This window comes from Indolivaga capnocytophagoides (assembly GCF_036511535.1).
GTDB classification, from domain to species: Bacteria; Bacteroidota; Bacteroidia; order Bacteroidales; family Dysgonomonadaceae; genus Dysgonomonas_A; species Dysgonomonas_A capnocytophagoides.
The window spans coordinates 3988893-4011234 of sequence record NZ_AP028867.1; the positions used below are offsets into that span (position 1 = coordinate 3988893).

The following is a 22342-nucleotide window of genomic DNA, read 5'->3' on the forward strand; positions in this document are numbered from 1 at the left end:
CTTGTTAAAGTTATACAAAAGGTCTGAGGCCTTAAATAGATTATAATATGAAAAAAATAATAAATATTTTAGGAATATCTGCTCTGTTATTGATGTGCAGCTCATGTCAGGATTGGCTGGATATGCCTTCCGAATCCAAAGCAGACAGCGGTACTATTTTCTCTACAGTCAGCAGAGCCGAAATGACAGTTGTAGGGGCGTATCCTTACCTCTATACACAAGAATTGGGTTACCAATTGTTGATGGGAACGGACGAATCGAGCTCAACAGAATCAAACTCCAAATACAATGTTTCGAATTACGATTATACCAATCTTACAGGCATGCTCAGTTCTACATACACTACCATGTATAGGGCTATCGAATATTCGAATGTTTGTATAAAGAATATTCCATTGATGAATGTTTCGGAGAGTGATAGAAAAAAGGTCAACTCATTATTGGGTGAATCTTATGCTGTTCGGGCATATGCATATTGGAATATTGTGCGGTTTTACGGTGATGTCCCTTATTCTGCTATACCAACAGCCGATTTAACGAGCTTTACATCTTCTCGTGTCAGCCGTGATGAAATCTGGGATCACTGTATCGAAGACCTTCAAAAAGCGATTGAACTGCTTCCGTGGAAGAGCGAAGGAATGGTACAAACTTCGGAACGTTTTACGAAAAATGCAGCATATGGTATGCTTGCCCGTGTGGCGTTGTATGCAGCCGGATATTCTTTACGCTGGGATCTGAATACAGTTCCTTACAACAAAGCTACAGTTAAAATCGCCCAGCGTGATGATGCAGCCCGTGTCAAAGAATTGTACAAGATTGCAGCTGATGCTTGTGCAGCTGTCATTGCTCAGAAGGAGAACAGCTTATTGAGCGATTACGATCAGGTGTTCCGTGATTTGGCATTGAAACAATATAATAACGAAACGATCCTCGAATATGGGTGGTACGGTTCGGAAAGCCCCGATGTGCGTACCGGTTATGTAAATGGAATTGCTACCAGCGGAACAAGCGCTACATTCGGTAAGGGAGGTCCTCAGATGATAGTTATGCCGACTCTGTTCTTTGAGTTTGACGAAGGAGACCAGCGTCGTGATGTTTCGGTATGTAATTATGGAATATTGGCTAATGACAATTTGCAGATGAGTACTTACATCGGTGCTGCAATAGGCAAATACCGTATCGACTGGAAAGCAGACCGGGGTACGACCGACAGTAAACGGGATATCAATTTCCCTCTGCTGCGTTATTCCGATGTATTGCTGATGTATGCCGAAGCATTGAATGAATTAAATAATGGTCCGACAGCAGAGGCAGCCGAAGCCCTGAAAATTGTTCGCTTACGTGCATTTAAAAAAGATGCATCTAAGGTAGGAACGATACCGTCAGGATATAGTGATTTCAGAAACGCTATTATCAAAGAACGTAAGTTGGAGCTTTCGAACGAATCGTTGCGTAAGACCGACCTTACACGCTGGGGTATTTTATACGAGCATCTAACTGCCGAAAAAGATAAACTGTATCAGTTGGCAAAACGACAAGGACAGTATGCCAATGTGGAAGTTTACCGGGCTTATAAAACGATAAAAGGTGTTGTGAAGAATCCCGTTGTGGGAATTCCATATATTTCGATGAGTGATGCGGATATTGCTTCTCTGAATCTGACAGATACTGAAACAACGACTCTCAATACGCTGAACTCACCGGGGAAAGGCTATTTGGATAAAACATTCTATGAAAATAAAGCTACCGGACAGGTTTATTTCAGCAAAAACGATGTTCCTGCGGGAGTTGAAGCTATAGAAACTTCTTATACCATACTGAATATGTTTGGCTGCCATTCAGTAAAACAGATGGGTGGACTGTCGGTCGAAGATGTTCCCGGATTAGCTTCTGCTAATAAATGGATTGAAAGCATGTTTTATGGAATGCAGAAAAATATGGTGGAGATTCTGCCTTTCAGCACAAACAACATAATTGATGTAAATCCCGGTTTGATAAACCAACAGCATCCAATGTATTAAGGTCTTAAATGAAAAAGAGCATGGTGAGATTGATAATTCTATGGTTTGGTCTGCTTTCTTTGGCAGGAGACGTTTGTGCTCAGGCATTGGCTTTTCCTACAGCCGAAGGTTTTGGCAAGTACACCTCCGGCGGACGTGGAGGGCGTGTTATCACGGTAACAAATCTGCATGATTCGGGCGAGGGCAGCCTGCGTAATGCTATTGAGCAGACAGGTGCCCGTATAGTTGTATTTGCTGTAGACGGAACCATCGAATTACAATCGAAACTTATTATAACAAATGACAGCATAACCATTGCCGGGCAGACTGCGCCCGGTGATGGTATATGTCTTCGCAATTATCCTTTTTACATAAAGGCAGACAATGTGATAGTCCGGTATATCCGAGCACGAATGGGCGACCAGTGCAAGATGGAAGACGATGCGATGGGAGCTATGAATGTGAAAAATCTGATTATAGACCACTGTTCGGTGTCCTGGTCTGTAGATGAGGCTTTGTCTGTCTACAAATCGGAGAATGTTACAGTGCAGTGGTGTATGATAACACATAGCTTGTCGAAATCGGTACACTCTAAAGGTGCCCACGGTTTCGGTGGAATATGGGGTGGGCGGAAAGCTACTTTTCATCATAACCTGCTGGCTCACCATTCGAGCCGTAATCCCCGTTTTGCTTCGGATGGAAACTCTCCCGTTGATTTTCGAAACAACGTAGTTTATAATTGGGGATACAAAGCTGCTTACGGCGGAGGCAGAGGCGGAAAGATCAATTTTGTGAGTAACTATTACAAGCCCGGACCCGCTACATCGGACGATAAGCGGGCTTGGTTTCTCGATCCTGCGGAAGATGGAACGGGTTCTTATTATCTGGCAAACAATATAATGTATGGCAGTGATATTGTTACTGCCGATAATTGGCTGGGTGTAGGAGCTCAGCGCCGTGTACATGCTATGGAGCCTTTTGAAGTTGAGGACATAAAGGAAGATATGCCTTTGACAGCTTATCTGAAAGTGTTGAATATAGCCGGATGCAGCCTGCATCGAGACAATTATGATGCTCAGGTGATAGAGGATGTAAAAAGTGAAACAGCGAATCAAGGAAATAACGGCATCATAAACTCGCAGGATGAAGTAGGTGGATGGCCTGTTCTGGAATCGGGAGTTTATCCGAAAGATACCGATGGTGATGGCATGCCCGATGATTGGGAGTTGAGTAAAGGGTTGGATCCTCATAATCCCGAAGATGGAAAATTATACAATCTGACCGAAGATTATACAAATATTGAAGTATATCTGAATTCCATTGTATCTTTTCAATAACCTTTTCTGGAGATAAGCGTATTTGAAAGCAATAACAGTTTGGAACTGTAGTGTTTGGCTAACCATAAAAAGGTTTGAGACCTTAAAAACTTACAGACTATATAACATATGAAAATATATAATAGAAATACTATGAAAAAATGGTACTTTATCATCTTATCGGGCTTATTTGTTGCCTGTGGGAGTAATAAAACAGAAAAGATAGACCGCTATGCATTAGTGGAACGAAATAACCCCAAAGTGACGGAATTTGAAGAACTATCTTCATTGTCGGTAGGTAACGGAAATTTTGCAATAACAGTAGATGCTACAGGGTTGCAAACATTCCCCGAACAGTATTCAGGCGGAGTTCCTCTCGGTACACAATCGCAATGGGGATGGCACAGTTTTGCCAATCCTGAAAAGTTTAAACCCGAAGAAACCCTCAAAAACTACAATTTCAGAGGATGGGAAGAACCTTATGCGGTTCAGTTTAATGAAAAAGGACGGCAGCAGGATGCAGCCAACTGGTATCGCAACAATCCTCACCGTATCCATTTGGGATATATTGGGTTAGAACTGTCTCATGCAGATGGGAGCAATGTGAAGTCGTCTGAAATAAAAGGTATAAATCAGACGCTCGATTTGTGGAAAGGGCAAATTCTGAGCCGTTTTGTTGTTGATTCAGACTCGGCATTGGTACAGACAGCATGTAACCCCGATAAAGATAAAGTCGGTGTTAGCTTGAAATCGGGATTAATGGCTAAAGGGAATATGAAAGTCAACTTCAAGTTTCCATATCCTACAGGTAAACATGTAGATGATGCGACAGATTGGACAGTCCCCGAAAAACATAAAACCGAAATAGTATCGCAAGACGAGAATTCGACACTATTGAAACGCACGCTCGATTCTACCGTATATTATGTAAATATCAAATGGGAAGGCAAAGCGAAATTCGATAAAAAGGAAGATCATTATTATATTCTATCCCCCGAAAGCAAAGATTTTGCTTTTACATGCGAGTTCACAGAAAAAGAACCTGAACAGACTGGGAATACTGAAGAAACACTTGCAGCATCAGCTAATTACTGGCAAAATTTCTGGGAAAAAGGAGCAGCGGTTGATTTCTCGAAGTGTACAGACGAACGTGCTAAAGAATTGGAGCGACGTGTGGTGCTTTCTCAATATCTGATGGCTGTTCAATCAGCGGGAATATATCCTCCGCAAGAAACAGGATTGACATATAACAGTTGGTTCGGCAAATTCCACTTGGAGATGCACTGGTGGCATGCGGTACACTTTGCCCTTTGGAACAGAGCCGACCTGTTGGAACGTAGCTTGGGATGGTATTCTACAGCCTACCCTAATGCAAAAAAAATAGCCGAAAGACAAGGTTTCAAAGGTGCTCGATGGATGAAAATGACCGATCCTTCGGGAACCGAAGCACCATCGAAAGTAGGATCATTTCTTATCTGGCAACAGCCGCACTTTATCTATATGGCTGAATTGATTTATCGTAACAATCCTTCTAAAGAAGTACTCGAAAAATATAACTTTTTGGTTCAGGAAACAGCTGAATTTATGGCATCATTTGCTACTTACGACGAATTGGAAGGTCGTTATATACTGAAAGGAATTATTCCTGCTCAGGAAACATTAAGAGCATCGGAGACTATCAATCCTCCATTCGAACTTTCGTATTGGCACTACGCCATGTCTGTAGCTCAGCAATGGCGCGAACGTATGGGTGAAAAACGTAAACCTCAATGGGACGAACTGATCGATAAATTATCGCCTCTGGCTTCTCTTGACGGATTGTATCTGGCTGCCGAAGATGCAGTAGATACATACAAAGATATTCGATTTACATCAGATCATCCTGCCGTATTGGGTGCAGTCGGTATATTGCCTCAATGTAAATTGGTACGTCCTGATTATATGAAAAATACACTGGATTGGATTTGGGATAACTGGAATTGGGGTAAAACCTGGGGATGGGACTATCCGATGACAGCTATGTGTGCTGCTCGTATGGGCGAACCCGAAAAAGCTGTAGGAGCTTTATTGATGGATAAACGAACTAATACTTATTTGGTAAATGGGCATAATTATCAGGATTCGCGTCTTCGGGTATATCTTCCCGGTAATGGCGGATTATTGACTGCCGTAGCCATGATGTGTGCCGGATGGGATGGAAACACAGAGAAGAATCCCGGATTCCCTAAAGACGGAAAATGGGATGTTGTTTGGGAAGGTTTACAACCTATGCCATGATTAAATAGTAAAAAGTTAACTTTCTGAAAGATGAAATATATTGGAATAGCATTAATCCTATTGACATTGATGTCTATACCTCTGACCATACAAGGTCAGGGGTATTGGCATAACAAAGAGCGCAAATTACGTTATACCCCCGAAGGGGAAGATTTTGTGATAGTTAATGGCGATCGCAAATTCAATCGTGCATTATATGGAACACACACGGCTTTCAGGGTAGAGACTAGCGATGTTCCTGAGTTTGGGCTATTCATGTCTTCATCGGGGATGGGCGGTAACGTTCAACTCGGACTTATCAAAGAAGGCAGAAGCTTTTGGTTGAACGATGCTGAGTACATCAAGTCTATTTACAGAGCAGGATCGAGAATTTACGAAATAAAAGACCCTTTTTTCGGAACGGGAAAAATCAGAGTAACCGTATTGGCTCTATCCGATGCTGAAGGAATGGTTGCCCGAATAGAGACCGAAGGTATATTATCTCCTCTCGACTTGATCTGTACATTCGGAGGAGCAGACAATAAACGTTTTTTTCGCAATGGAGATTTAGGTGTTGATGATCCGAATGCTTTTGCTTTGAAACCCGAGTCGTGCGAAAACAATATATACATTGTCAAGGATAATACTTTCACCTTAGAATACGGACAAGGCACAAAAGGCGGAGTACGTCAAACAATGGGAATCTTTCCTGCTGAATCTCAATTGAAAACAGCTTCCCCCTATTTTATGATGACAACTACTGATGTATGGAAATCTGTAGCTGCGGATAATCGTTCGATAGTGGTTGCCAGAATTCCTATTAAAGATAAAAAAGCCATAGATTTTGTAATCAAAGATAATGATGCTGTTCAACTTTCAGCAAATGACTTGGGTAAAGCTTTTGATGCAGCTGAAGCGAGACGGAAAGAAATTGCAGGTACAGTAAAGATTACGACTCCCGATCCTTATTTCAATACGTTAGGTGGAGTGTTAAGCATTGCCGCAGATGGTATTTGGGATGAGGTTACAGACTGTTGGCAACACGGAGCTGTTGGTTGGCGTATGCCTCTCAACGGATGGAGAGCGGCTTATGTCGGCGATGCGATTGGCTGGCACGATAAGGCACGCAAGCATTTCGATGGCTATGCCGCATCTCAGATAAGAGATGTAGAACCGACTATACCACATCCGGCACAAGACAAAGAACTAAACTTGGCACGTGCTGCAAAAGCATGGGGAACGCAGATGTACAGCAACGGTTACATTATGCGCAATCCGAATAGCGATAAAAAGGTGATGCATCACTATGACATGAATCTGTGCTATATCGATGAATTGCTTTGGCATTTCAATTGGACGGGCGATATGGATTACATCCGTAAAATGTGGCCGGTACTTCAACGCCACTTAGCATGGGAAAAACGAAACTTCGATCCCAATAACGATGGATTATATGATGCCTATGCGAGTATTTGGGCAAGTGATGCCTTGCAATACAATAGCGGGGGTGTAACTCATCCGTCAGCTTACAACTACAGAGCAAATAAAATGGCGGCAATGATTGCCCAAAAGATAGGAGAAGATCCAAAACCCTATGCCGATGAGGCAGCCAAAATATTAAAGGCTATCAATGCCCAACTATGGCTACCCCAAAAAGGCTGGTGGGCAGAGTACAAAGACTTGATGGCTAATGGTATGATTCACCCCAATGCTGCTGTATGGACAGTGTATCATGCGCTTGATTCGGATATACATACTCCATTTCAGGCATATCAGGCAACAAGATATATCGATACGGAGATACCGCATATACCCGTTTTAGCCAGAGGGTTGGAGGATGAAAATTTTGAGACTATAGCAACCACTAACTGGTTACCGTACTCGTGGTCTATCAATAATGTGGCATTTGCCGAAGTCGCGCATACCTCATTGGCATATTGGCAGGCAGGACGTTACGATGAGGCTTATAAACTATTCAAAAGTTCAATTCTTGATGGGATGTATCTCGGATCGAGTCCCGGAAATATCGGTCAGGTTAGTTTCTATGATGCTGCTCGCGGCGAATGTTACAGAGACTTTGCTGACCCTATAGGAGTGTACTCACGAACGCTTATTCAAGGTTTATTCGGAATATTACCCGATGCTATGAATGACAGATTAGAAATTCGTCCCGGATTTCCAGCAGTATGGGAATATGCATCGGTGGAGACACCTGATATCAGCTTCGATTTTAAACGTAACGGATCAAAAGATACTTATCATATAGAATCGAAATTCGGTAAACCTCTCAACTTATTCTTAAAGTTGAAAGCTCAGAAAGAGAATATTACCGAGATAAAAGTTAATGGACAGAAAGCCGCTTGGTCTTTAGTTGAAAGTGTAGGTTATCCGACAATACAGATAGATTGCAAAACAGTTAAGTCGTATGATGTTGAAGTTGTTTGGAGTGGCTTGGAATTAAATATACCTGAATATTCGGGAGAGGGAGTGAAAGGAGAGGCATGGAGCCTTGAATCTAAAGCTAAGGTATTAAAAGTGTATGATCCTCAATCTGTATTGAAAAATCAGAAGGTGAAAAGTAATTCGGTAGAAGGAATTATTGAAGGTGAAATTGGGAATCGTACCCTCTTTGTTCAGCAGAAACAAGGACAAATGACTTGGTGGCAGCCTGTTTCATTGGAGATTAAAGAGCCCTTTACAGTTTCGTATAATGCCGAATCTTCGAATTTGCAGTATACGATCAAGAATAATACAAATAGAGTGATAGATGCACAACTGCAATTAAACTCCTACACACAACAATTGAATATAGCTAGGGGCGAAACATCAGCAAAGATTTCAGTCCCTGAAGATGAAATTCGCTTTGGTTCGAATCATCTGGAAGTAAGGGAAAACGGAAGATTATTGTATTTCGAAAATCTGGTCAATTGGAATCTGAAAAACCATGCTCCAATATACGAGCCTGTAAATATGGATAAGATGCTGAATGCAAGTGTGACGCAAATCTTTCGGAACGAATATCTTACACCCCGTTCGCCCTATACTACACTGCAAGTACCCAAACAAGGAATAGGAGAGTGGTGTCATCCTAAACTGATGGCTGATATTGACGATTCGGGAATCAGAAAAGCGATAAAGAATAACACCTTCGATACACCAATGGGAATACCTTTCCGTTCGATGGAAACAGGTAATAATATTGCCTTTACTACACTTTGGGATAATTATCCTACTGAGATTTCTGTACCGTTGATAGGCAAAGCATCTCATGCTTATCTGATGATGGCGGGTTCGACCAATCATATGCAATGTCATGTGGTAAATGGTACTGTGACTGCTTATTACAAAGATGGAAGTTCGGATGTACTGAATCTTGTTAACCCCGAAACATGGGTTCCGATAGAGCAGGATTTCTATATAGATAATGAAGCTTTCGGGTCTAAACTGCCTCGTCCTTATCGTTTTGCATTGAAAACAGCAATTGTGAGCCGAGATATGGAAAAAGATATGAATATAAAACCAGCAGAAGTATACGGACGAAGCATTGACGGTGGAGCAGGTATTATTCTTGATTTGCCACTTAATTCAGAAAAGGAACTCGACCGTTTGGAAGTAAAATCGGTAGCAAATGAGGTTGTTATCGGCTTGATGAGTATAACATTAATGAGATAGATATGAAAGTAATAAAAAGAATGGCAGTAATAGCTTTGCTCGCATTTGGTGGGTTAGGTATTGACGCTGCAGTAAAATTACCTGCAATTATCTCCGATAATATGTTATTGCAGCAGCAGACTACAGTAAATGTCTGGGGAACAGCTAATCCGCAAGAGAAAGTTTCGGTAAAGCCATCGTGGTCAGAAAAAACTTATACAACTATTACCGGTGCTAATGGAAAATGGCTGATTAAAGTAAAAACGCCCAAAGCCACTACTAACCAGTCGATTGAAATATCGGGTGAAAACTCTATAATCATACAGAATGTGCTGATAGGCGAAGTTTGGCTTTGCTCGGGTCAGTCGAATATGGACTTTCAAGTATCAAAAGATAAAGGTTGGCGAACTGGAATTTTGAATGAAGAAGAGGAAATGAAGGATGCCGATTATCCCGAAATACGCCTGTTTCATGTAACTCAGAAACTTTCGCCTGAGCAGGAATTAGACGATTGCGAAGGTTGCTGGATGGTCTGTAACCCCGAAAATCTGAAAGACTTTTCGGCAGTAGGTTTTTTCTTTGGGCGCGATTTGTATAAAAAACTTCAAGTGCCGATCGGATTGATTCAGTCGACATGGGGAGGTACTCATGCTGAATCATGGACTAAAATGTCAGTCATGACAAGCGATCCTGTATATGCTTCGCTTGTGAAGGATTTTTATACATCAAAAGAAAATTATCCTGCCGATCTGAAAAAATACGAGGATGAGAAAAAGGTATATGATGCAGAGAAAGCAAAAGGAAATGCCGAACTGAAAGCTCCGAAAAAACCGCAAGGAATAGATCATAATAAAGCTTTATCTACTTTGTGGAATGCAATGATACATCCATTGCTACCTTATGCTATCAAAGGTGCAATATGGTATCAGGGCGAGTCGAATTCTATTCGTGCAAATGACTATACACATGTCTTTACAAAGATGATAAACAGCTGGCGAAAGGAATGGAACAGAGGTGATTTTCCGTTTTATTTTGTACAGATTGCACCTCATTACAAGCAACCGCCAACTATACGTGAAGCTCAGTTGAATACTTGGAAAACGGTAAAGAATACAGGTCTGGCTGTAATTACCGATGTCGGAGATTCTACCGATATACATCCTCGAAATAAGTTAGTTCCGGGGGCACGTCTTGCAAATTGGGCATTGGCTAAAACTTACGGTCAAAACATACCTTATTCAGGTCCTGTATATAAGTCGATGAAGGTAAAGAACGGTAAAGCTGTTTTGACTTTCGAGTTTACTGATAAGGGTTTAACTGATCCGAATAATAATCTCTCAGGCTTTGTTATTGCCGGAAACAACCGACAGTTCTATCCGGCTACAGCATCTATAGTTGGCAATACGATCGAAGTATCTTCACCTCAGGTACCTGATCCTGTAGCAGTACGTTACGATTGGGATAAGTTTTTCAGAGCTAGCCTTTTTAATACTGCGGGGTTGCCGGCTACTCCTTTTCGTACCGATAATTGGATAATTACCGATAAATAACGTCAATCAGCAGTTAAATTTAGTATCTAAACGTTTTTTTAATTTATTCAATTAAGTTTAGCTCTTTACTAACGCACCCTGTCGGGTTTGTTTTTCATTTTGCCTTGATGCAAAACGAAACAAAAGATCAAGACTGCGCCTCCAGCCCGACCCGTTATGTGCTCGAAAGCTAAGACAAATAAACATGATTATCGCTGATGTCTATTTGTCTTTTAACGCTTTTTTCTCACAACGGGTACCCCGTGCTTCCGCCGATGTCGATAGCCTGACGGGCGTCAGCCCAGCGGCGTTAACTGTAGGTGCGAGGCATCCGTTCTGTGCAGCAAGGCGCAAAGAATAAAATGTGAAGTCCGACAGGACGACTTTATTTTATTCCGCCTGCAAACAGGAAACGGATCGCACCGAAAGTGTGCCGCAAAGACTTTTTGGTTCCTTTTGGGGCTTAGGCCAAAAGGAATACAAGCAATCTATGATTGCGCGTAGTTATACCCTAAAGTTGAATAAATTAAAAGAACATTTTTTAATACTGATTCGCATAAATAAGTAAACTTAAATATATCATGAAAAAAACTTTACTAACACTATTCGCATTTGCTTTTGTTATGCAAGGAATTTTGGCTCAGAAAACAGCTATCGCATTTGCCGATTCGGAGATGAAACGCTTTCCCGAAGCTTGGCAGCTCGATCATGGCAAACGATTGTATTTCGGCTATTCGCAAGGGGTTGGCTGTCAGGCAATGTTAGATGTTTGGAAACAAACCGGAGATCGTAAATACCTCGATTATGTAATCAACTGGGCAGATACTGTTATCAACGATAAAGGCGAAATCCATTTGTATAAAGTAGAAACTTACAACCTCGATTATATTAAGCCGGGAACAGTACTTTTTGATGTTTGGAAACAAACCGGAAAAGAGAAATATAAATTGGCGATGGATCTTTTGGTTAATCAGCTGAAAAACCATCCTCGTACTCATGAGGGAGCATTCTGGCATAAACTTATTTATCAGCACCAAATATGGCTCGATGGTTTATATATGGCTTCGCCTTTTCTGGCTGAGTATGCCGTTACCTTCAATAGACCGGAGTTGATAGACGATGCAGTCAATCAATTTATCGTATGTGCCAAACATACATACGATGTTAAGACAGGACTGTATTATCATGCTTGGGATGAGAGCAAAAATCAACGTTGGGCAAATAAAGAAACAGGACAATCTCCGAACTTTTGGGGACGCAGTATCGGCTGGTGGTTTATGGCTTTAGTAGATGTTTTAGATTACATTCCGGCTGAGCATCCGCAACGTCCGGAATTGATTAAGATGATTAACGGATTAGCCGAGACTCTTCCTAAATATCAGGATAAAACAGGACTGTGGTATCAGGTATTGGATAAAGGCGCAGTCGGAGGTAATTACCTCGAAGCATCTGTATCATCGATGTTTATGTACGGATATGCAAAAGCTGTAAACAAAGGATATATCGATAAAAAATACCGTGCCGTAGCTGAAAAAGCATATAATGGATTGATGAAAACGCTGATAGTGAAAAATGCCGATGGTACACTTACTTTGACTAAATGTTGTGCGGTAGCAGGCTTAGGCGGACATCCTTATCGCGATGGAAGTTTCGAGTACTATGTAAACGAACGCATCCGCGATAATGACGCCAAAGCGACAGGACCATTTATTATGGGATGCTTACAATTAGGAAAATAAGTAGATCGTCAAATAAAAGAGAGAAGAAAAGAAAACTGAAAGTATGAAGAAATATTTTGTTATAGCAGCCTTCCTGTTGGTGTCGGTATATAATTCGATATCGGCACAAGGGGGGCAGTACGCTTATTTATATAAAGATTTACCTTTTGATATGCCGGTGATTAATCGCCCGACTTTTCCGGACAATAAAGTTTTGATAACAGATTTTGGCGGAATTGGTGATGGTATAGCACTTAATACCGAAGCTTTTGCCAAAGCGATTGATGCATTATCTGTAAAGGGAGGAGGAACATTGGTTGTTCCTCAAGGGGTATGGCTGACAGGACCTATTGTATTAAAAAGCAATATCAATTTGCATTTGATTGATCGGGCTATAATTCTGTTTTCACCCGACAAGTCGCTGTATCCTTTAGTCGAAACAGTTTTCGAAGGATTGGATACCCGCCGTTGCCAATCTCCTATATCGGGACGTAATCTGGAGAATATCGCAATCACCGGAAACGGAGCAATTGACGGAAATGGTCAGGTATGGCGTCCGTTGAAAAAAGACAAGGTCTCAGAGAGATTTTGGAAAAGCGCAACATCTAAAGGTGGAGCATTTAAACGTACCGATTATTGGATGCCATCGGCTCAGTATCTGCATGGCGATACTATCAGTGATATGAATGTACCACGTCATCTGAAAACCGAAGCCGAATGGGAGTCTGTACGCGATTTTCTTCGTCCCGTAATGATCAGCTTTATCGAATGTAAGAATGTATTCCTTCAAGGAGTTATCTTTCAGAATTCTCCGGCATGGAATCTACATCCGTTGATGTGCGAAAACGTGATTATTGATGGTGTACAGGTTCGTAATCCATCGTATGCTCAGAATGGAGATGGTCTGGATTTAGAATCGTGCAAAAACTCAATCATTGTAAACAGTACATTCGATGTGGGTGATGATGGTATCTGTATTAAATCAGGAAAAGATGAAGACGGACGTCGTCGTAATCGTCCGTGCGAAAATGTAATCGTTTACAATTGTACCGTATTCAAAGGACATGGAGGTTTTGTTGTAGGAAGTGAAATGTCGGGAGGAGTACGTAATGTAAAGGTTTCAAACTGTCAGTTTTTGGGAACAGATGTCGGTTTACGCTTCAAGAGTAACCGCCAACGTGGAGGAACGGTAGAAAATATTTACATTTCTAATATGAGTATGTTTGATATTCCGACCGATCCATTGTCTTTCAACCTTTATTATGGAGGAAAATCGGAAGTCGAGGAACTCGAAGATGGTCGTAAGGTGGTAAAAGAAGTCGCATCTGTACCTGTGACTGATATGACACCCGTATTCCGTAATATATACATTAAAGATGTGATTTGCAGCAGTGCCCGCCGGGCTATGTATTTCAATGGATTGCCCGAGCAGAATATAGAGAATATCAATGTCGAGAATGTAACGATTCACTCTCAGTTAGGAGCCGAATTGGCTGAATCGAAGAATATTACTTTCAAAAATGTAAATATATACCCTCTTAGTGGAGCAGCTCTCAGGCTATCGAATGTGTCGGATGTAAAAGTGGAAGGACTAACAACTGATCCGACAATAGAAACAATATTTGAAGTTACAGGACGCAAAACTCAAAATGTAGAGATTAAATCGTCTTTCAAATCAGATAAAATGGATATCTCGGAAGACGTAAATAAATCTACAATAAAATTAATAAATAATGAGAATCAGTAGTTCAAACGTTCTTTTAAATTATTCAACTTAAAGGTACAACTACGCGCAATCAGAGATTGCTTGTATTCCTTTTGGCTTAAGCCCCAAAAGGAACCAAAAAGTCTTTAGCGGCACACTTACGGTGCGATCCGTTACCTGTTTGCAGGCTGAATAAAATAAAGTCGTCCTGTCGGACTTCACATTTTATTCTTTACGCCTTGCTGCACAGAACGGATACCTCGCACCTACAGTTAATGCCGCTCGGCTGACGTCCGTCAGGCTATCGACATCGACGGAAGCACGGGGTACCCGTTGTGAGAAGAAAGCGTTAAAAGACAAATAGACATCGGCGATAATCATTTTTATTTGTCTTAGCTTTCGATCACATAACGGGTCGGGCTGGAGGCGCAGTCTTGATTTTTTGTTTCGTTTTGTATCAAGACAAAATGAAAAACAAAGCCGAAAGGCGCGTTAGTAAATTGACGGATTTAAAAGAACGTTTGAACTCCTGATCGACATAAATAACTACAAAAAATACAATATATGATGAATTGTAAAGCACTATCATTAACACTTGCTGCGTTTATAGGCTCCGTATCGGTGTTTTCGCAAGCAAAGCAAAGCCCCGAAAAAGTAGCTCAGGCTATTGGCGACCGTATTATCAGCGAAACGCCTTACCTATTTGTGAATAAGGCTACAGGACAGACTTACAATAGCCTGAAAGGAATACCTCTGACTATGGATATGAAAGTACAGAACGAGTATAATGACTGGCATTATACTAACGGAGTACTCAATATTGCTTTATTGGAATTAGCTGATGCGACAAAGCAAGATAAGTATGAGACATATGCCTTTAAGAATATGGACTTTGTATTCGATAAAGATAATATCGGATATTTCAAACGTCAGTACGATGAGGCGTTCAAAGACGGAGGATGGAAAGCTATCCGCAAATTGAGCTGGCATATGATTTTTAGGGGAAAACGTTTGGATGATAACGGACCTATGGGAGCAAGCCTTATCGAATTGAATATGCGCAGAGCTACGCCTGCTTATAAGGCTTATATAGACGAAACTAACGAACATCTGATGTATGGCGAACCTCGCCTGAGCGATGGTACTATTGCCCGTATTTGGCCTCACGAGAATACAATCTGGGCAGATGACCTATTTATGGCAGTATCGTTTCTATGCCGCATGGGTAAGATGACAGGCGATGTAAAATATTTTGATGATGCAGCTAATCAGGTTCTTAATTACACAAAGTATCTTTGGCATCCCGGAAAGCAGATTTATTACCATTGCTATCATACAGATACCAAAGAATTAGGTGTTGCACATTGGTCGCGTGCCAACGGTTGGATGCTGATGGCTCAGGCTGATTTATTGACTATGCTCCCCAAAGATCATCCGAAAAGAGCGGCACTTATCGAGAACTTCAAACAGCAGGTGAGCGGAGTTTGCCGCTATCAGGGTAAAAACGGATTGTGGCATCAACTGCTTGATAAACCCGATTCGTACGAAGAAACTACAGGCACAGCTATGTTTGTATTTGGTATCGCAAGAGGTGTAAGAGAAGGTTGGATTCATCCTGATTTTATCTATGTGGCAGAACAAGGATTGAAGGGCATGATGACTAAATTGTCTGATGTGGGAGATGTAACCGATATCTGTGTAGGTACAGGTATTATGCCGTCGTTGGCGTATTACTATAACCGTCCCGTGCAGAAGAATGCACCGATGGGCGAAGGCCCTGTAATCCGTGCTCTGGTAGAAATGTCGAAAGCCAAGAAATACAGTGAAATTTCGGCTGATGCTCAGTATGATAAGATTGTAGTGAGGAAATAGATAACCGATATTATCTGAAAATCTATAACTTTGCCGATCAATCAATATTTAGTATTTATGCAACCAGATTTGTTCGAGAATCCATTGTTTGTATTTGCCTTGGAAGTTGAGGCTGCCGATTTGTTTACCGGCTATAATCCTTTGTTTGTGGGAGTAGGGAAGGTTAATGCCGCTTATCAGCTGACTAAACGCATCGGTGAAAATAAACCCTCTGTCATAATCAATTTGGGATCGGCAGGCAGTAATACATTCAGAAAAGGATCGGTTGTATGCTGTACTCAATTTGTACAACGGGATATGGATGCAACCGGCATTGGTTGTAATCAGTATCAAACCCCGTTTTCAGAGATTGAACCAATTTTGAATCATGGCATAGTTATAGACGATTTACCTCATGGAATTTGTGGAACCGGCGATAAATTCGAAATAGCACATTCAACTCCTATATACAATGTTATTGATATGGAGGCTTATGCGCTGGCTTATATCGCCCATCAAGAAAATATTCCGTATCTGTGTCTTAAATATATTTCGGATGGTGCAGATAATAATGCAGCGGATGATTGGTCGACTTCTGTTCAGAATGCCGCACGATCTCTCAGGGCTGTTATAGATAAAATCCAGAATAAATAATAATCAGAGATAAAAGAAAGGGCAGATTGTTTATTCAATCTGCCTTTTTTTATTTTACAGGTACTTGGTAAAAGGCTCTGTTCTTATCAAAATCTACCATAATCTGATCAAGTACAACACCTTCATCCAAAGCATATATACGGATGGTATGTTTACCCGGTTTATCGAACCTGTGTATTGTTTCTTTAACAGCCTGATTGCGCAGAACATTGATTTTCCACGGTTCACTGCGGAATTCGGTTGCCAGAGATACTATCTGAGGTTTTTCGTTATCAACGGCTATTGCAAATCTAAGGTCTTTTCCTTCAATCGGATGATTTGGAATAAGGCATGTTCTGATTATTGCATCACCCGTACTGGTTGTATGTATAGTATATTCAATCTGATGGGCTTCGCCCACAGGCACGGTGACCGCTTTAAGACTGTGCCCGAGTCCTTCTATAACCCGTGATTGTTTGGATGTTAAAGAACTTTCTGTTGCATCAAGAGCAATCATTCTGTTAGATTCTACATTACTTTCGTTGTTTATCAGAGCCGACAAGCTTATAGGATACTGATCACCATTAACGGACAGAGAGAATGATCCCGATATATTATTATTCAGGTTGTTCCAATCTACACTCAGTATCAGTCGTTTTTCAGCGAATAACCCTGTGTTGACCTCTTTGATGTTCAGCCATTCCGGTTTATTATCGAAAGACCATTTTACGGGCTTACTTCCTTGTTGAAACAAAGCTATGAATGTAGAATCCTGCTCGTCTTTTACAAGAGTAGTCAACGAAACAGGCTTGCCGGATAAAGCAGGCTGATCTTCATTTTCGAACCATACGGCAACCTTATCCGAATTATCACTTGAGATCTTCTCGGGAAGTGATGCTTGTTCGAAAACAGCCAGTTTACGTGGTTTCATATCCATCATCCCGTCCCATTTCATCTTCGAGATATCTCTGTTGTATGTATGAGTAAGAGCAGCAATGACATTATAAGCATTTTTACTCCATTGAGAATATTCGTTCGCAACAGGGAGGTTATGATTTGCAAACAGGCGGGCTTTTTGTGCATACAACAACTTTTTGTTCATCTCGGCAGACGCATATACCGGATAGGCTATCAGCTGAAAATAAGCATCTTTTAGTCTCTCGGGAACTTCTGTTTCTAATTCGTTGACCTTATTACTGATATTGTCATAATCGGCAATGCGTCTTTGTATTTCGTCTCCGAAGACAAACGGGTTGAACTGGGTATCTGTAGTCGGGGTCTTACCTCCTTTGATGGCTGAATATTCTTCTACACGGCTCCATCCCATAAATTCTGGACGCCGTATATTTGCCAGACGGTAATATTCTCTCATCAGCGAACTTAGTTCAGTAGATAGCCCTGATCCGAAATTTCGCTCCATCCATTTTTGCATGTGGCTGTAGACGGAATTATCGTTTACACTATTTACATTCCATGCCATATCGAGAAAGAATTCCATATCATATTCAGCCGGTTTTATATCTCCGACATTCAGTATCCAAAGCTTACGGAGATTGTGATCCCATGCGTTTTTCATCTGATAATATATCAATGATGGCTGGGTTGTAGACAGCCACAAGTAGTCATGAGGGCGTCCCCAATAAGAAACGTGATAATATATACCTCCTCCGCCTTTGCGATTCTGTTCTTCCTTGTTACTCAAGCGGGTTAAGTAGCCGTAGTTGTCGTCGCACCAAACCAAAGTAACATCTTCGGGCAGTTTCAGCCCGTTTTCATACACACTCAGAACCTCTTTGTAGGGGATGAACGCCTGAGGTATCAGCGATGCGTCTTTACCCACATATCGGGTTAATAGTTTGCGTTGATTATTAATCACATCCTGAAGAACTGATGTTTGCTCATCTAAAGTCTTAACGCCTTCCATATGTCCATCATGTACACCACGCATACCTATGGTATAGAAGTTTTCGAATCTTCCGGCTTCGGCAAGTCTTTCTCCCCAATAGTTGTTGATCGTTTCTTTATTCGTCAGGTAATTATATTCTCCGTATTTCTTGTTATCCCATTCTCCTGCACTGTTTCTCATTAAAGGTTCGCAATGAGACGTTCCCAATACTATACCATATTTATCAGCCATCTCTTTATTGCCATCCACAAAATAGAAAGGGACGGTCGATTCGTGCATGGCAGGCCAGAGTGTATTGGCTCGTAATCGCAGGAGTAATTCGAAGATACGGGCGTAGGTTTTAGGACCTATCTGACCTTTTCTGTCGGTTTGTTCGTAATTCTTACTGCTCCAAGGCATCAGCCCCCAGTCTTCGTCGTTCAGAAATATACCTCGGTATTGCACCGATGGTTGCTGCAATGTATAGTAGTCGTCTGGAATAGTTACGCTGTCTTTTTTCTCAGGCAGGACGTCTGCCCACCATACCCATGGAGATACGCCGATAAGCCTCGACAGTTCCAGTATTCCGTAAGCTGTACCTCTGCTGTCGCTTCCTGCCACAACAAGAATTTTTCGGTTTGGGTAAGTTACTATCTGTATCTGAAATGCTTCCCATTGACCTTTTAGCTTATCTACGGATATTAATTTCCTGCTGACCAACTCGTCTATAAACTTATTTGTCCCAATGGTTCCTGCAACAACAGAGAACAAGCCGTTAGTATCTTGTAAGTCGGCTTTAACTTCCGATACAAGCATAACATCGGAGATAAAGATGTCTTTACTCGTTTGTACGACACTGGTTTCATTCTTGTCAATATATATCGATAACGGTTTGTCTTTATTCAGTAATACGAAGTCTTCCGCAAACGAAGGCATAATGGTACAGATAAATACTATAATAAAGATGAGTTTTTTTGTGGTGTGTTTCATATGCTGAATCTAATGTAATAGGTCTGTAAATATAAGATAATGGCTAATTTCCAACAATAGCTTTACTCGAATAATAGATCATTTATTGTGATATAATTGTCTGTACTTCCAAATTGTGTTCCGTCTTTTTTATACCATACGCCATGTTCTCCCATTACTTCAATTGTAACCATGTAGTTGTTAATAGGCAATAAAGGACTTACAAATTTAAGAGACTCAATCTCTATCTTGCTGTAAAAATCGACTATTGTATTTATTATCAGATCATTTTTTTTGTTCTTTAGAGTCACTCGGGCATATCCTCCCGTATTCTTCGAAATACCCTTTATCGCAATCCGTCTGCCTTTGAAAGGAACAGTAATACTTGTGCCTTTTTCGTTGGATACAAATCGGTTGTTATCTGTCGGTCGATCATTAAAGGCTGTCAATTGGTATCCATTATTATCAGGATACCAGCTTTCGAGAAATCGGGGAACAGACATTTTTCCGTTTTCAATACTAACGGGCAGCCAGACCTGTGTAGCCGCAGACCCTTGTCTCGGATACGACCAACGGTCTCCCATATAGATATGCAAAGTATCTTGCGCATTGGTTATCAAAGGAAAAACAAACGAGCATTGCGAATTCCATGTAAGGCTTCCTTCAGGGGCAAAAGTACCTTTATTTTCCCAAGGTCCGGCAAGGTTTTTCGAAGTCAGGTAATAATTGTCGTTGCGCTCCCAACTTGTTTTGTTCGAAAACAACCAGTAATACAAGTCTTTGCTTTTGAGCATAGCGGGAGATTCTCCTCCTTTCGCAATATCTGATACAACTATATTCTTCACCGATTTGTAGTCTTTCGATAACTCATAAATAAAACCTTCATGCGTGAGCAGGTAGCCTTTTCCATCGGTATCCTTAAATGTACCCAGATCCCATTTTCGGAGATACTTTCCATTATGAAGAAGGTCTCCCTGAAATTGATAATCTCCATTTATCGTTTTGCTGGTAGCATACCCTACATGAGGGTCGTTGTATTTCAAATCATCGCAATGCATATACATCACAAATTCTCCTGTCGACGGGCTTTTCATGACCTTCACCCGTTCTCCTATTCTTGAAGGGCCTAACAAGCCGTCTTTCTGAACTGGGAGAACGATTTTTTCGAATGTCCAGTTAATAAGATCGGTAGAGGAATAGCAGCTGAATCCGGAGAAAGCATTGATAGTATCGGATTTATATTCACCGAATAAGTAATACTTATCACCCTCTTTTACTACACATCCGCCGTGTGCATTCACTTCCTTGTTGTTCTGATCGAACCATGCTACACCGCTCGTTATAGCTTGATATCTCTGAGATAGAACTGTAAAAGAAGATAAAAATGCCAATATAAATAGTATTCCGTATGATCTTATCATTTTATTTATTGCTTGATAGTTTAAGGTAAGAGACATTCTTGTCGGTAAGTCCTAATACATTATCAGTTTTACTGATGAACTTATTTACAGTACCTACTTTTATATCTTTCATTTCTACATTTCTGATTGGTAGTTCTGCATTACCCTTCAATTCGTAAATAGCATCGGCACTATCACAAGTTACATTCTTAAGGTGTATATTTTTTATTCGAGTCAGCTTTCGTTCGTAGGTAGGGACAAGGTCTTTCCACTGATAAAGCACCTCGGTATCGATTTCCATTACCCGCTGTGTTTTGCCCGAACTTACATTTTCCATGTAGATATTCTCGATAAAACCTCCTCTGCGGTGATTGGTCTTGATAAAGAAAAAGCGGTGTACCGACTTCGGAGCCGAACAATTGTGCATATAAATATTGCGGATACCCCCCGATATTTCACTTCCGATACCGAGCATGGTGTGCCCTTCGAGAATTGTACAATTACGGATCACGATATTTTCGCAGGGAGTATTCAAACGCCAGGCATCCCGGTTGCGTCCGGCTTTAATAACCACAGCATCGTCACCTTGATCGAATGTACAGTTTTCGACCAGAAAATTGCGGCTCATTTCCAGATCAATCCCATCGTTGTTATGCCCGTGTGCTTTTACATCCAGATTACGGACAATTCCCCCGTCACACATATAAAGATGGATTGTCCAAAACGGGCTTTCCCGTATCTTAAAGCCATCGAGCAAGACATTTTTGCAACGATTGAAATGTATAAGATGAGGGCGCAGATTATTTTCCCCCTTCGCCATTTGACGTTCTGTAACGGGTATATCGGTCGATGCCATCGTATAAAGTTCTTTCAATGCCTCCAAATGAGATTGAGGTCGTTTGAACCATGTCTTCCATGTATCCATTTTCGGTTGTAAAGTGCCTTTTCCTGTAATAGCTACATTTTCGCAATCGAATGCGTATAGCAGGGGCGAATAATTATAGCATTCCATGCCTTCCCATGATGTCATAACAGCAGGCAGATAATCGGTCGGATTATCCGAAAAGCTCAGTGCTGCACCTTCTTCCAGATGCAGATTTACATTACTTTTGAAATGGATAGCTCCTGTCAACCAAACTCCGGCAGGAATGATAACCCGCCCTCCGCCTGCTTCATTACAGGCGTTTATTGCTCTAGCGATTGCTTTTGTATTATCTATCGATCCTCCCGGTTTTGCCCCGTATTTACTGATCGGAAAATCTTTCACCGGATATACGAAAACTTTGACAGGCTCCATCGGGAAGGGAGCTTTCACTTCAACTGTCTCGTATCTGTCTGATGCCGATACGAACATAACACATAACAGGCTCAGTATTATACCTGTTGAATATTTTAGTAGATTGAAATTCATTGTATCTTTTAGATCTAA

At 41.2% G+C, this 22342-nt stretch carries 11 protein-coding genes and 1 pseudogene; 9 read left to right on the forward strand and 3 right to left on the reverse strand.

The genetic code is table 11. From position 1 onward, the window contains the following. The first annotated feature begins 47 nt into the window (after positions 1–47). The 9 genes and pseudogenes from AABJ51_RS16045 to AABJ51_RS16085 all read left to right on the forward strand — a co-directional run bounded on the left by AABJ51_RS16045 (position 48) and on the right by AABJ51_RS16085 (position 16680). Positions 48–2021 (forward strand): RagB/SusD family nutrient uptake outer membrane protein, encoded by a 1974-nt coding sequence (locus AABJ51_RS16045; RefSeq protein WP_338373367.1) that lies wholly within the window; start codon positions 48–50, stop codon positions 2019–2021. Between the two features lie 20 nt (positions 2022–2041). Then, positions 2042–3337: a pectate lyase gene (locus tag AABJ51_RS16050; RefSeq protein ID WP_338373368.1), complete on the forward strand. Its 1296-nt coding sequence runs from the start codon at positions 2042–2044 to the stop codon at positions 3335–3337. A gap of 132 nt (positions 3338–3469) precedes the next feature. Further along, the gene (locus AABJ51_RS16055; RefSeq protein ID WP_338373369.1) at positions 3470–5593 is read left to right on the forward strand and encodes a hypothetical protein; all 2124 of its coding nucleotides are present in this window, start codon (positions 3470–3472) and stop codon (positions 5591–5593) included. A gap of 30 nt (positions 5594–5623) precedes the next feature. Continuing rightward, positions 5624–9244 (forward strand): DUF4450 domain-containing protein, encoded by a 3621-nt coding sequence (locus tag AABJ51_RS16060; protein ID WP_338373370.1) that lies wholly within the window; start codon positions 5624–5626, stop codon positions 9242–9244. A 20-nt stretch (positions 9245–9264) separates the two neighbouring features. Continuing rightward, positions 9265–10755: pseudogene (locus AABJ51_RS16065) on the forward strand (sialate O-acetylesterase); the annotation flags it as partial. A 620-nt stretch (positions 10756–11375) separates the two neighbouring features. Next, positions 11376–12491, forward strand: coding sequence for a glycoside hydrolase family 88/105 protein (locus tag AABJ51_RS16070; RefSeq protein ID WP_338376019.1), 1116 nt, complete (start codon positions 11376–11378; stop codon positions 12489–12491). Positions 12492–12534: 43 nt separating this feature from the next. Further along, positions 12535–14217 (forward strand): glycoside hydrolase family 28 protein, encoded by a 1683-nt coding sequence (locus tag AABJ51_RS16075; protein WP_338373371.1) that lies wholly within the window; start codon positions 12535–12537, stop codon positions 14215–14217. Between the two features lie 522 nt (positions 14218–14739). Further along, a complete protein-coding gene (locus tag AABJ51_RS16080; RefSeq protein ID WP_338373372.1) occupies positions 14740–16047 on the forward strand; it encodes a glycoside hydrolase family 88/105 protein in 1308 nt (435 codons plus the stop codon). Between the two features lie 57 nt (positions 16048–16104). Beyond that, positions 16105–16680, forward strand: a complete 576-nt coding sequence (locus tag AABJ51_RS16085) for a 5'-methylthioadenosine/S-adenosylhomocysteine nucleosidase family protein (RefSeq protein ID WP_338373373.1) — start codon at positions 16105–16107, stop codon at positions 16678–16680. A 49-nt stretch (positions 16681–16729) separates the two neighbouring features. Here the strand turns inward: AABJ51_RS16085 and AABJ51_RS16090 are convergent, their stop codons facing one another. The 3 genes from AABJ51_RS16090 to AABJ51_RS16100 all read right to left on the reverse strand — a co-directional run bounded on the left by AABJ51_RS16090 (position 16730) and on the right by AABJ51_RS16100 (position 22324). Next, positions 16730–19534 carry a glycosyl hydrolase 115 family protein gene (locus AABJ51_RS16090; protein WP_338373374.1) on the reverse strand — a complete coding sequence of 935 codons (2805 nt, stop codon included), beginning with the start codon at positions 19532–19534 and terminating at the stop codon, positions 16730–16732. A 62-nt stretch (positions 19535–19596) separates the two neighbouring features. After that, entirely contained in the window at positions 19597–20934 is a 1338-nt protein-coding gene (locus AABJ51_RS16095; protein ID WP_338373375.1) for a family 43 glycosylhydrolase, read from the reverse strand. Position 20935: 1 nt separating this feature from the next. After that, positions 20936–22324 carry an alpha-d-galacturonidase gene (locus AABJ51_RS16100; protein WP_434781372.1) on the reverse strand — a complete coding sequence of 463 codons (1389 nt, stop codon included), beginning with the start codon at positions 22322–22324 and terminating at the stop codon, positions 20936–20938. Positions 22325–22342: the final 18 nt, after the last annotated feature.